The following is a 12390-nucleotide window of genomic DNA, read 5'->3' on the forward strand; positions in this document are numbered from 1 at the left end:
AGGAACTATCGGATCGTGTACGGATCGCTGCTCGCCTGGGTGAACTCGATGCCGCGAGAGTCCAGGAAAGGCTGGTGGTGACGATGCGCCCCGAGCACTGGGAGCCGCCCGACCCGCCCAAGCTGCTCGTATCGGCCCGCCGGGTCGCCGAGGAACTGGACGTCCCCATCTGGAAGGCCAACGAGATCTGCTGGTGCCTCGACAGGCGCTTCTACGCTCCAGGCCTGACCCACTACCGGGTCACCCGAGCATCGCTCGACGCCTTCAAGGCACTCCTAACTGACGGCATGACGAACCTCGGCGCACGGTCGGTCATGTGGCACTTCAAGCAACGGGGAAGCTTGCCGCCACCAGATCTCGGCCAAGAAGAGCGAGACTGGATCTACTGGCACTCCCGACAACGCCGGCGGAACCGCCGCTGGTAAGGGTCGAACCGCTGCCAGGCGCCAAACCTTCATGCAGGCTCCGCATGGTCGTGTCATCAAGACCTGCCGGGTCAGGCTGCACCGATCTCGCGGCCCTTCTGCTCTGAACACCGACGCGCCCCACTGGTGTCGTCGATCCACACCGCGGCATAGACCTTCAGCCGGTCCAACGAGCGCGCGGCGCGTCGCCGCAGCGTACGGGCCGCCTCGGGGTGGTCGCGGGCTACCAGCTCGGCGGCCGCAGGGGTGGTCAGGCCCAGTCGTCCGCGACGTGGTGGTGCACCAACGGTTTCGGCTGCGGCGGCGAGCTCGTGGAGCAGGCGCACATCCTCCTCCTCGACTGCGTGCTCGCGGATTGCCTGGTCGAGGAACTCTCGCAACTCCACCTCTGGCGCGATCTCCCCTTCCAAGACTGCGCGATCATTGGCGACGCTCGCGAGCATGGCAAGCTCGTCAGTGAGCAGTACACGCTTCCAATGGCGGTCGGCACGGCTGCCGACACCGAGAGAGGCCGCGACCTCCCGCCGGGTCGCGTTCAGGAGTGCCCGGGCCAGCCACGGCGTGCGTAGCCGATGCGCCTGACAGGCCTGCACCCACAGCTCGGAGGCGACCAGTGCATCGATGTCGAGCGACAGGTCGCTCAGCCCTTCTGCAACCCGGCATGCTCCAGGGATCAGGAGCCACACCAGGGCTGCGACCGCTGACCGGTCAGTGGCGGTGAGAGCCGCCAGGGTCCGCAGCACCGCCGCCTTGTCCGCGACGTCAGCCTGACGGGTCCACTCCCTGAGGTCAGCGAGGTCATCGACCACGGCCAGCCGCGGGTCGACGGCGCACCATCGTTCCCATCCTTCCCGTGCTTCGGCGAGCAGCGGTGACACTGGATCGTCGAGTCCGAACTGGTCTGCAACGCTCATCGAGTCCCCCATTCCTGGTTGTCACCAGGTAGGTGCGCGCGATGAATGCGACTCTTGAGCGTGTCAGATCCGAAGAGTTATGTTTTGGTATGGCCATCGGCCACGAGGGCTCACTCTTGGAGGCCGCTCGCGTCGCTCGCGGGTTGACCCAAGAGGCACTCGCGCGCCGAAGCGGTACGTCCCAGCCATCGCTGTCGGCCTACGAACGCGGCGCAAAGTCCCCGACCTTGGCCGTCCTCGAGCGGATCTTGCGCTGCCTCGACTTCGAGCTCACGCTCAACGAGCGGATCACCTTCCACCAGATCGAGGTCGCTGGGCCCGGACGGTCCACCGCTCTGGTGCCAAACCGGCTGTGGCGGTTGACGCCCGAGCAATGCTTCGCGCCGCTATGGGTGTGGCAGGGTCGTGATCACAAGGTGTTCTCTCTGGGTGATCGCGACAAGCGGGCTAGTGGTTATGCATGGTTGCTCCGATATGGCGACGAGACCCAACTCTTCGAGCACGTCGACGCTGCGTTGTTGGTCGACCTATGGCCCGATCTGGTCGACGGCCTGCCCCCGGAGATCCGCGACGCGTGGTGGCCACTGGTCGGCTGGACGCGGGATCAGTCCGTCGAGGAACTGATCCTCGCCGACGCTCGAGCCTGGGGGCAGGACTACAGACGCCGGACCGCTACCCGCGCAAAGATGCTGCGAGTGTTCCGACAGCTGGCCGACTACGGGCTCGATCCCGATCAGATCCGGGCACTGATGCGGCACTGGTGAAGTCATCACGGCGAGCCCGACGAGGTCGATGACGAGTTTCGCGAACCTTGCGACCTAGAAACCCCGACTGCCTCACCGGGACCACCGACACACGGATGAGGCAACGACCACCCACGGGCTCACCTATCGTGACAGCGTGGACCTTCCTGTGATGCCGCCGATCCTGCCGATGCTGGCCAAGCCGGCATCGCTTGAGAAGGTGCTCTCCATGGCACCCAACGTCCAACTAGAACCAAGATGGGACCAGTTCTGATCGGACGGTGACCCTTCCACGAGGACCAAACTTGGCGTCGGGTGGCCACCGCCCGACATCACCAGGCTTCGGCCATGAGCACGGTCACGCGGGCGCCGCGTTGCGGCCAGGCAGGGACTCCTCTGTGGACATGGCGCCGGACGGGATGGGAGCGGCCTGGCGCAGCAGCATCTCCAGGCTTGGCCCTTCAAGGGTCTCTGCCTCGAGCAGCTCCGCGACGATCTCGTCCAGCAAGGAGCGGTGGGTCTCCAGCGTTGCGGTGGCCTGATGGAAGGCTTCCTCCAGGAGCCGTCGCACCTCCATATCGACCTGCTCGTGAAAGGGGCCTGACAATCGCTGGAGGCCGGACGAACCGCCCAGATAGGTGTCGGAGTCGTGGTCGAGCAGTCGCATGCGGCCGAGCCGCTCGCTCATGCCGTATCTTGCGACGATGTCGCGGGCCAGGTTGGTGGCGTGTTCCAGGTCGGCTTCGCTGCCGGTGGAGGGTACGCCGAGGACGAGCTCCTCGGCGGCGCGGCCGCTCATCGCCGAGGCGAGCTGAGCATGGAGCTGATCCTGGGTGAGAAGCACGGCATCCCGATCGCTGCCGAGCGCGAGGGAGCCGAGGGAGCGGCCACGGGTGACCACGGAGATCCGATGGATGTCTGCGGCCCGGCCGTTGGCGGAGACCACCAGCGCATGTCCGGCCTCGTGTACGGCGATCCGGTGACGTTCGGCCGCATCCAGCAGGCGTCCGCGGCGCTGCGGCCCGGCGATCACCCGCTGGACAGCCTCGGTGAGCTCGGGTGCGTCGACTTCGGTCTTGCGCTCACGGATGGCCAGCAGGGCGGCCTCGTTGACGACATTGGCCAGGTCGGCTCCGGTGAAGCCAGGGGTACGCCGCGCGACCGCGTTCAGGTCGACACCAGCGGAGATGGGCTTGTCCTTGGCGTGCAGACGCAGGATTCGCTCGCGCCCAGCCACGTCCGGTTGCTCCACCACTACATGTCGGTCGAAGCGGCCCGGGCGCAGCAGCGCGGGGTCGAGAATGTCGGGCCGGTTGGTCGCGCCCATGACCACGATCCCGCTCGCGGAATCGAAGCCGTCCATCTCCACGAGCAACTGGTTGAGGGTCTGCTCGCGCTCATCGGAACCGCCGCCGTCCCCGCCGCCCCGTCGGCGTCCGGCCGCGTCGATCTCGTCGATGAACACGATCGCCGGAGCGACGGCCCGGGCCTTGGCGAACAGATCCCGGATACGCGCCGCGCCGACACCGACGAGCGACTCCACGAACTCGGCACCGGCCACCGAGAAGAACGGCACCCCCGCCTCACCAGCGGTCGCCCTCGCGATCAGCGTCTTGCCACAGCCCGGGGAACCGTAGAGAAGCACCCCCTTGGGCGGGACAGCCCCCATGGCGGCGTACGTCGCCGGATCCTTGAGGAAAGACACCACCTCGTTGAGCTCGGTGACCGCCTCATCGGCTCCGGCGACCTCGCTGAACCGCGTCGAGGGCGGCTCGACCTGGGATGAGCCGCGGCGGCCGAGGGTGCCGAAGCCGCGGATCTCACCGACTCCACCACCGCCGCGCGAGAGCGAGAACAACAGCGCGAAGAGGTTGGCCAGGATCAGCAGCGGCAGCACGACCGTGGTCAGCATCCGCACCGCGACCTTGCCCGGCTGCGCGTCTACCTCGACCTGCGCGCCGGCAGAGGTGAGCGCGGTGAGCAGTATGCCCGTGCTCGAGTCGCTCTTGGGGTACGCGACGAAGAACGCGCCCTCGCCGTGTGGTGCCGCGTCTGCTGACGCGCCCAGGTCCACCGACGGTCGCTGTGTCCGGTCTGATGACGTGGCGCCCGATGTGGAGACCGGCGTGGAGGTGAACCGTCCTTCGATGCGCGCGTCTTCGTCGAGGAAGGTGGCCTGCTTCACTCTGTTGGACTCGATCAGTGCGGATAATTCGCTCAGGGTCAGTTCGCGGCCGGGCGAGGAGGGGGTCAGGTAGTGCATCGCCGTACCTAGCAACGCGAAGAGGATGGCGAGCGAAAGCAGCAGCCACACGATGGGGCCACGGGTGCTCAGGCGGGGGAATGACATGGGGACTCCGTCGTACCTGGAAGAAGGGCGCACCAGGGGTAATGCTGCGCAAGGAGGGGTGCGTCGCCCGTCGGCCCGAGAACCGGCGGGCGACGCAGTCGAGCTGGCTATAAGCCAGGCGTCACAGCGTGGGCGTCACAGACCCCGCTGGCACGCCTGCTGCTCGGTGGTGTGCACCACGCCGTCGGCGGGCGCAGGCGCAGCATCGTGGTTGTCGTGAAGCACCGAGCTGGGAGAACCCGGGTTGTAGCACTCCGCCGCCGACGCCGACCCCGTAGCGCCGGCGATACCGACAACAGACGCCGCCAGGGCTGTACCGAACACAACTGCCAGCTTTCGCATGGCTCCTCCTTCAGAGAAAACGGCCGACCGAGTCCTTCCCGGCCGACCAAGTCGCAATGATAATGATTCTTAGTTAGACTCCGCAAGAACACCCTGCCCGTCGCCGTCCCCCCACCGCTGAGGCTATGAAGAAACTGCTCATCGCGGGCGCCTGCGCCCTGCTCGCCCTCGGCCTTCCGTGGGTGGCGTCCTCTTCCGCCGACGCCACAACCTGCGGCGAGAGACACGGCCCCTGGTCCGAGATCCCGGTTGCTGACTATCCGCGGCTCGTCGCACCATCGCCGTACGGCGAGTTCCGCGACACCCTGGCGTACGCAGTCGACCCGGTTGAGCCGCAGCGGATGTATGCCACCAACTCCAAGAGCGTCCTGCGCTCGGTCGACGGAGGATGCTCCTGGGAGGCGGTGTACCGACTCCCGCCCACTCCAACGGCACAGACCGGACCACAGTCGGAAACGGCCGCCAACGTGCACACCGAGCTCGACGAGATCACCACGATCGCGCTGCCGCGGTCCAAGCGTGCCGGCAATCGGGTCTATCTCGGTGTGCTGGCCCGAGGGCCTCTGCGGCAGAACCTCGGCACTGCGGTGCTGCGCAGCGATGACGGCGGTGAGCACTGGACGAGCCTGCGGTCCGGGCTCCCGGTTCACCAGGAGCTGCGACAGCTGTCGGTGGCCCCGTCCGATCCGGACCGGCTCTACGCCGTGTTCATCGGCGCGGCCAAGCAACCCCCGGCCGCGCTGTATGCCAGCTTCGACGGCGGTCGTAGCTGGTCCGTGCGGGGAGCCTTCGACGACCTGACGGCCAGCCTCGGTATCCGAGCGAAGGTCACCGTCGACCCGGTCGATCCGGACGTGCTGTGGGCTTGGGGCGACCGACGCAACCAGCTGTACAAGTCCACCGACGCCGGCAGGACCTGGCAGCGCAACCCGTACGTCAACGAGCCGATCACCGCATTCGGCATCCACTCGCAGCCCGGGTCACAACATGGCCAGGCCTCACATCTCGTCGCACTCGAGTCGCTGAGCAGCCAGATGATCCGCTCCGAGGACGGCGGCACCGGTTGGCGACGATCCCCAGCACCAGCCGCCCAGTACGGCGACTCGGTGGCGTTCGGACACACCGCAGCCGGCCTGGCGCTGCTCTTCTCCCACCTCCCCAGCGGCGTCCGTGCTCCGGCTCGAGTATTCCGATACGAAGCCGGACGGGACAGGTTCCGCGAGATCACCCCTCCCCTCCCCGAAGCCGAACGGCCCGCCCTATACGACCTGACCTCGGACGCAGCACCCCAACCGCGCCTATACGCGCGTGCCGCACGCGCCATCTGGCGCTACGACGGCCCCCTCGACCCCGAGAGCAGCCGATCACCGGCAGATAGCCCCGAACCGGCCTTCGGACTCCAGCCAGTGCCGCCCGCCCCTCCAGCCCCTGCACACCTCACGCCGACCGGCCGACACATCGCGCTGGGCGTGGGCGAGTCGACGACCGTGGACTACACCCTCACCCTCCCGCCCCGCCCCACATCCCTGGACCTCGGCCTTTTGGTGGACAGCAGTGGCAGCATGGGGCCCTCCATCCGCGCGTTGCGGACGCGCCTGCAGCAGCTGGTGGAGGATCTCGCGGCCCGAGGCGTCGATCTACGGATCGGCGTTGCCGACTACAAGGAGTACGAGGACGTCGCCCCCTACTCCGGGACAGAGGGCGGCCGTGGCGCCTATTTCCGGCGTCGTGACCTCGGCCCCGTCGACGAGGAGCTCGGGCAGGCACTCGAAGCGCTGCAGGCCATGGGAGGCGGCTCCGGCGAAGCCACCCCAGCCCTGGCCGCGCTCTATCAGATCGCGACCGGCGCGGGCCAGCAGGTCGACCCCGACCGCCCGACCCGCAACGACATCCAGCCCGGCCAGCAGCTCAACTTCCGCCCCGGCGCGCTGAAAGTCGTGCTGCACGTAGCCGACGCACCTTACCGCGAAGGTGCCCCCAAGAATCCCAGCTACCCGGCCCCCACCAGCGAGAAGACCATCGATGCCTTGCGAGCCCAGGGCATCCTTCAGGTCGGGCTCGACATCGACCACGGGCCCCAGTCCAGAGGCATCAACGGCCGGTCCTCCCTACTCCACCTCGCCCGGGAGACCGGTGCGCTCGCCGCCGCACCCGTCGACTGCGACAACGACAGCCAACCCGACATCTCGCCGGGTGAGCCACTGGTCTGCACGGTCAAGGACTCCAGTCCCACCGTGGGCAACGTGGTCGAGGCCGACGACGTCCAGAACATGTCCGAGGCCCTGATCGGTGTGCTCCGCGCCGTGGAGGACACTCGGACACTCGATCTCATCCCCACCAAGGGTGCCGCGCTGGTCGCGGGCATCTCCCCCGGTTCCACCACCGTGGACGTCACCACCCAGCACGTCAGGCGCTACCAGGTCACCTTCGCCTGTACCGAAGACGTGGCCGGCAGCACCTACCCGGTGACCCTGGCCGCTCGCCTCCAGAAGCGTCCTGTGGCCACGGCCACGACTCAGGTCGACTGTGCCACCCGAACGCTCCCAGGGGCGGCACAACCAGGAACCCCGCCAGCGCACGGCTCTACGCATGAGGTACCTCCGGCCCCGGCGCCCGGTCATCAACCCGCACCTCATGCAGCCCTCGGACCGGTGCCACCCCCGCCGCCTGCACCCATCGGCGTGCCCGGCAACGCGGTGACGGTCAGCAGCGTCACCAGTGCTGCAGGATCCGGAGCCAATGCGGGTGCCCATAACCCTCTCGGGGCCTCGGCTGCCAACAGCCAAGCAGGGACGGCCGCAGCAGGAACCAGACAAGACGAGCGCAGCCCACAGGCCTCCCTTGCGCTCGCCCAAGCTGGCAACACAACTCAGTCGCAACGGAACTCAGCACACCTGATGACAGCCTTGGACAACGGGCGCCATCACGATGCGCCCCGCACCCTCCTCGCAGGAGCAGCCCTCATCACCGCAGCAGCTTCCGTCATCGCTCTGAGAACCCGCCAACGGCCTCCAGCACACCATCTCCACGCGCGAATCAGAAGGCGATGAACTCTTGCGTTGCGGGCGGCTCGGAGCGTCGGTTGCTCGCAACGGAGACCGGACACGTGCAGGGCTCATGCAGACGTCCTGATCTGCGCAGATTGACAACCTCCTCGAGTCCTGCGGGCGAACTCAGTCGCGGTCACACCATCAGCCGCGATTTGGAACCGCGGAGGGCAGCGCACACCTCGTCAAGATCGCCGCAGATCATGTCGACGCGGCGGCTCGCCGGGCTCAGTGTTCGTCGTAACGGTCGCCGTGATCGACGACCCCGTGACCGGCAGTCGGGGCCGTGGTCGTGCCCGTGTACCTCGATCACGTCGGCGTCGGCCTGGCGCTCGTCGTAGTGGCCGTCGCGCTGATAGTGCGCGTGGCCGTCGTGCAGGTAGTCGACGTGGCGCTCGTGCTCGACCGCGAATGTCCGCGGTCAGTCCGCGTGCTGGTGGCCGTGTGCGTCGTGTACCTCGTGCGCCCTATGTATCGCCGACTTCTTCCCCCTGGAGTCCCGAAACGCTCCTGGATACAGGCTGAGGCTCCCTGACTCGGTTGCAACCGAACGCATGGGCACCCAGGTGGACGACTTTCTCGTGGGGGAACTCGTTGTCGCGGCACCAGCAGCGCAGCCGTTCGTCGGGCTCCGGCTCTGCGTGCGTTGTCATCGTTCCAGCATCCTCCGGGCCACTGAGGTGCATACCAAGGCACGTGGCATCAGTAGTTTCCAAGCCCGCCTACCCAGCCTGATGGCGGCCCTCGGCCAGTGACGGCCAGCGGATACGGCGGGGTGGTGATTTGCGGATCGCCTAGGATCAGGGGCATGCAGGACCTCCGGACGGCGTCGCAGACACGCGGCACCCGCCTTGCGCTCGCGGCGGTTGCCGTGGCGCTGTTCGGACTCCTTTCGATGCACGGTTGGGGATCCCACGCCGGTGCTCATTCCATGGGAGCGACGCCCCAGAGCCCCGATGTCATGATGTCGGCGGGACACGATGGCCCGCACGCGCCAGCCGGCATCGCAGGCGACGACTCCGTGTCCGCTGAGTCCGGCTCCGCCGCAGCAGATGACCTGCCCCAGGGTCCCCTCGGCGACGGAGGCGGGAGCTTCCTCGGTCTCTGTCTCGCGGTCCTCACCGGCTTGATCTTGGGCTTCGCCCTGTTGCTGGTCAGGCGCAACATTCGGATTCTCAGGCGCCTGGTCCCAACCTGGCCGAATCCAGTTCGCTACGGGCGGGACCGTGATCCGCCCGACCTGCTTCAGCTCTGCGTGATCCGCTGCTGACAGGCCCGAGCCACGAGGCACCCGTCCGGGTGACTCGGGCTTTTGCCTGCCCAGACCCAGATCACACAGATGGAGCATTCTCATGCGCAAGACTCTGACGGCCGCCATCGTTGCGGCCGCGCTGCTCATCCTCGCAGCGACGGTACTCGTCCTCGCCGTTCGTGGTGGCGAGGACAACGACCACACCTCCGCGGGGCACAACGATGCCGACGTGGCGTTCGCCCAGCAGATGATTCCGCACCACCAGCAGGCCATCGAGATGGCAGATCTCGCCGAGACCCGAGCGGAGAGCCAGGAGGTCAAGGACCTGGCCGCAGATATCGAGGCGGCGCAAGGCCCCGAGATCGAGACCATGACCGGCTGGCTCGAAAGCTGGGACGAGGACGTCCCTGAGGACGGCATGTCTGGCATGGACCACGGCGACATGTCGTCGGAGGAGATGACCGGAATGATGTCGGAGGAGGACATGACCAATCTGGAGAACGCCTCCGGCGCCGAGTTCGACCAGATGTTTCTCACGATGATGATCGAGCACCACGAGGGCGCGATCGAGATGGCTCAGACCGAGCAGGTCGACGGCGAGTTCCCCGACGCCACGGCGATGGCCGAGGACATCGAGACTGCCCAGGCTGAGGAGATCGAGACGATGCGGGGACTGCTCGAGTCCTGAATCTCGTCAGTCCTGACACTCGTGCACGTGTCGGGCAGGCCTGCGCCTGCCCGACACCGCCCTCAAGACCGGAGCACCTTCATGAACCGAACCTCCCGCATCGCCCTGGCCATCGCCGTCGCGACGGCCTTGTTTTCAACTGCTTGCGCCGCTGACCAGGAGTCCAACTCACGCGCCGAAAACGAGAGCACGTCCGACGACAGGTCAGTCGGCCATATCCACGGGCTCGGGATCGACCCAGCCGATGACAGCCTCTACGTCGCCACCCACTTCGGCCTTTTCCACGTCCCCGACACCGGCAAGCCGACCCGCGTCGCCGACCGGTGGCAGGACACCATGGCGTTCACCGTGGTCGGTCCAGGCCACTTCCTCGGCAGCGGACACCCTGACCTGTCCGAGGACCTGCCTTCTCATCTGGGTCTGATCGAGTCCACCGACGCCGGCGAGACCTGGGAACCGCTCGCGCTGCAGGGCAAGGCCGACTTCCACATCCTCGAGCCAGCCGGCGACGTCCTCTACGCCTACGACTCCACCACCAGCCGCCTGCTGCGCACCGAAGACCGCAAGCGGTTCGAAGAGATCCTCACGGGTGACCTCATCAGCGTCGCGGCCACCAACGATCCGGGACGGCTGTTCGCGACCACGGGCAAGGGACAGGTAGTCAGCATCGACGCCTCCACCGGGCAGACCCGTGAGCTCGGCGGACCGGTCACCGCCTACCTCGACACCACGCCGGAGGGCGGCCTGGTCGGCATCGGGCCGGACGGTGTCGTCCGGATCAGTGGCGATGCGGGCAAGACGTGGCAGGAGACCGGCTCGATCGGCGGTCAGCCAGCGGCGTTCACGATCACCGAGCAGGGCTGGTACGCCGCCACGTCGGACGAAGCCTTCCACTCAACCGACCATGGCGACACCTGGCAACAGGTCCTGTAAGGCGGTGCAACGATGAGCAAACACCGAGCTGCACCTCACAAACGCCAGGAACCTCACCGCGATGGACCAGGTCACGACGCGGGGGATATCGCTGGCCGGGTCGGTCTCGCCGTTCTCGTCACAGGCGTGGCGGTCACCCTTCCGCTCGTCTCGATAGCGCGCGGAAGCGATGCCGCCAGGGAGACTGAGCGCGTCCCTGTTGCATCGATTGCCGTCTCGCCCTCGGCGCCGCCGACCTCAGGAGCAGAGACTCCCGATGGCGAGGTCGCTGCAGCCGAGGAAAGCGTCTCCCGCCCGAGCAGGCCACCCTCGACGTCAAGATCAATACCAGAACGCGGATCCGGCAGGTTCAAGGTCGCGGCCGCTCCATCCCGCCCGGTCGAGGAGGCAACGACGTACCGAGTCGAGGTGGAAAAGGGACTGCCCTACTCCGCCAAAGAGGTCGCCCGCTTCATCGAGACGACCCTCGCCGACAACCGCGGTTGGGCGGCTGAACACGAGCTCGTCCGCGTCGACGGCCACGCCGATCTACGCATCGTCCTGGCCACACCCGAGACCGCTGACGAGCTGTGTGCTCCGCTCGACACCGGCGGGAGGCTGTCGTGCCGCAACGGCAGCGACGTCGTTCTCAACGCCTGGCGGTGGCACTTCGGCGCCGACAGCTATGGCGACGACCTGACGGCCTACCGTCGCTACGTGGTCAACCACGAGACCGGCCACGCGCTCGGCTACCCGCACGCGGAGTGCCCGGGCGACGGCGCGACCGCTCCGGTGATGCTGCAACAGACCAAGGGGCTGGACGGTTGCACCGCCAATCCTTGGCCCGCCCGGGTTGACCTAGCCGCACACTGACCCAGGCACACGAGGTGGCGCTGGCACCAACGATTTCTGGGGGGCCTCATGGCCCGGTGGCCTACGGGTACCGCTCGATCATCGGGCCATCTGGCTCGTGTACGGCAGCGAAATCGACGAGAGGGAATGCCATGCACACCGTCGTGCAGATGCTGAAGACCTACCCGAAGGACCTGGGCAACATCGACACCACGAAGCTCACGAAGGCGATTCAGACCCTGGCCGAGTGCGCCCAGGCCTGCACAGCGTGCGCGGACGCCTGTCTGAGCGAAGACCGCGTCGCGGATCTGACCAAGTGCATCCGCAGCAACCTGGACTGCGCCGATGCCTGCTCGGCGACCGCCAACATCCTGTCCCGACACACCGGCTACGACGCGAACATCACCAGGACGTTCCTCGAGGCGTGCGCGACGACGTGCAAGGCCTGCGGTGACGAGTGCGCCCGCCACGCCGACATGCACGAGCACTGTCGCGTCTGTGCCGACGCGTGCCGAGCCTGCGAGCAAGCGTGCCGGGACCTGCTTGCGAACCTGGGCTGATCTCCAGGCCCCGAGCTCCATGACCGTGCTGATCCGGTTCAGCGCCACATGTTCGTGCCAGCGATGAGCAGATCGGCGCGCATCTGCTGTCGGATCTCGAGCAGCACCAGCAGGACGAGTCCTACGCCTACCGCCCAGCGGCGCCGCCGCGGCGTCCACGAGACCCAGAAGGTGAGCCACCGTCGGCCGACCAGTCCGACCAAGGTACGCAGAACGGCGAGCGCAGCGCCGGCAACGATGAGAATACTGAGGGAGTTGTACCTCCACGCCTGGACCAAATTGCCTTGGGCCGCGTAGCGAGCTGC

The 12390-nt window shown here is 67.3% G+C and carries 12 protein-coding genes; 8 read left to right on the forward strand and 4 right to left on the reverse strand.

Annotated features, from left to right (window positions below; all coding sequences use genetic code 11):
• Nucleotides 1–425: hypothetical protein (locus ACFVJS_RS20520; protein ID WP_378884170.1), on the forward strand; the 425-nt coding region annotated here is incomplete at its 5' end.
• Nucleotides 426–496: 71 nt separating this feature from the next.
• Here the strand turns inward: ACFVJS_RS20520 and ACFVJS_RS20525 are convergent.
• A complete protein-coding gene (locus tag ACFVJS_RS20525) occupies nt 497–1351 on the reverse strand; it encodes a hypothetical protein (RefSeq protein ID WP_378884173.1) in 855 nt (284 codons plus the stop codon).
• 77 nt (nt 1352–1428) lie between these two features.
• Here ACFVJS_RS20525 and ACFVJS_RS20530 point away from each other — a divergent pair, with 77 nt between their 5' ends.
• A complete protein-coding gene (locus ACFVJS_RS20530) occupies nt 1429–2103 on the forward strand; it encodes a helix-turn-helix domain-containing protein (protein WP_378884200.1) in 675 nt (224 codons plus the stop codon).
• Between the two features lie 337 nt (nt 2104–2440).
• Here ACFVJS_RS20530 and ftsH read toward each other — a convergent pair whose 3' ends face one another.
• Nucleotides 2441–4432: an ATP-dependent zinc metalloprotease FtsH gene (gene ftsH / locus ACFVJS_RS20535; RefSeq protein WP_378884176.1), complete on the reverse strand. Its 1992-nt coding sequence runs from the start codon at nt 4430–4432 to the stop codon at nt 2441–2443.
• Nucleotides 4433–4567: 135 nt separating this feature from the next.
• Nucleotides 4568–4774: a hypothetical protein gene (locus ACFVJS_RS20540; protein ID WP_378884179.1), complete on the reverse strand. Its 207-nt coding sequence runs from the start codon at nt 4772–4774 to the stop codon at nt 4568–4570.
• 125 nt (nt 4775–4899) lie between these two features.
• On the opposite strand from ACFVJS_RS20540, the gene ACFVJS_RS20545 reads away from it, so the two are divergent.
• The 6 genes from ACFVJS_RS20545 (at nt 4900) to ACFVJS_RS20570 (ending at nt 12085) form a co-directional block, all read left to right on the forward strand.
• Complete coding sequence (locus tag ACFVJS_RS20545) at nt 4900–7824, forward strand: hypothetical protein (RefSeq protein ID WP_378884181.1); 2925 nt, start codon at nt 4900–4902, stop codon at nt 7822–7824.
• Between the two features lie 805 nt (nt 7825–8629).
• Entirely contained in the window at nt 8630–9091 is a 462-nt protein-coding gene (locus ACFVJS_RS20550) for a DUF6153 family protein (RefSeq protein ID WP_378884184.1), read from the forward strand.
• Between the two features lie 82 nt (nt 9092–9173).
• Nucleotides 9174–9761, forward strand: coding sequence for a DUF305 domain-containing protein (locus ACFVJS_RS20555; protein WP_378884187.1), 588 nt, complete (start codon nt 9174–9176; stop codon nt 9759–9761).
• An 81-nt stretch (nt 9762–9842) separates the two neighbouring features.
• A complete protein-coding gene (locus ACFVJS_RS20560) occupies nt 9843–10694 on the forward strand; it encodes a F510_1955 family glycosylhydrolase (protein ID WP_378884189.1) in 852 nt (283 codons plus the stop codon).
• Between the two features lie 12 nt (nt 10695–10706).
• Entirely contained in the window at nt 10707–11546 is an 840-nt protein-coding gene (locus tag ACFVJS_RS20565) for a DUF3152 domain-containing protein (RefSeq protein ID WP_378884192.1), read from the forward strand.
• Between the two features lie 131 nt (nt 11547–11677).
• Nucleotides 11678–12085: a four-helix bundle copper-binding protein gene (locus tag ACFVJS_RS20570; RefSeq protein ID WP_378884195.1), complete on the forward strand. Its 408-nt coding sequence runs from the start codon at nt 11678–11680 to the stop codon at nt 12083–12085.
• A gap of 38 nt (nt 12086–12123) precedes the next feature.
• Here ACFVJS_RS20570 and ACFVJS_RS20575 read toward each other — a convergent pair.
• A partial coding sequence (locus ACFVJS_RS20575; RefSeq protein ID WP_378884198.1) for a hypothetical protein occupies nt 12124–12390 on the reverse strand: 267 nt, incomplete at its 5' end.

Source organism: Nocardioides sp. NPDC057772, from assembly GCF_042798075.1.
GTDB lineage: Bacteria > Actinomycetota > Actinomycetes > Propionibacteriales > Nocardioidaceae > Nocardioides.

Coding starts and splice junctions, on each gene's coding strand:
- ACFVJS_RS20555 (WP_378884187.1), top strand. CDS start 9,174: ATGCGCAAGACTCTGACGGCCGCCATCGTTGCGGCCGCGCTGCTCATC.
- ACFVJS_RS20540 (WP_378884179.1), bottom strand. CDS start 4,774: ATGCGAAAGCTGGCAGTTGTGTTCGGTACAGCCCTGGCGGCGTCTGTT.
- ACFVJS_RS20530 (WP_378884200.1), top strand. CDS start 1,429: ATGGCCATCGGCCACGAGGGCTCACTCTTGGAGGCCGCTCGCGTCGCT.
- ACFVJS_RS20565 (WP_378884192.1), top strand. CDS start 10,707: ATGAGCAAACACCGAGCTGCACCTCACAAACGCCAGGAACCTCACCGC.
- ACFVJS_RS20550 (WP_378884184.1), top strand. CDS start 8,630: ATGCAGGACCTCCGGACGGCGTCGCAGACACGCGGCACCCGCCTTGCG.
- ACFVJS_RS20560 (WP_378884189.1), top strand. CDS start 9,843: ATGAACCGAACCTCCCGCATCGCCCTGGCCATCGCCGTCGCGACGGCC.
- ACFVJS_RS20570 (WP_378884195.1), top strand. CDS start 11,678: ATGCACACCGTCGTGCAGATGCTGAAGACCTACCCGAAGGACCTGGGC.
- ACFVJS_RS20545 (WP_378884181.1), top strand. CDS start 4,900: ATGAAGAAACTGCTCATCGCGGGCGCCTGCGCCCTGCTCGCCCTCGGC.
- ACFVJS_RS20525 (WP_378884173.1), bottom strand. CDS start 1,351: ATGGGGGACTCGATGAGCGTTGCAGACCAGTTCGGACTCGACGATCCA.
- ftsH (WP_378884176.1), bottom strand. CDS start 4,432: ATGTCATTCCCCCGCCTGAGCACCCGTGGCCCCATCGTGTGGCTGCTG.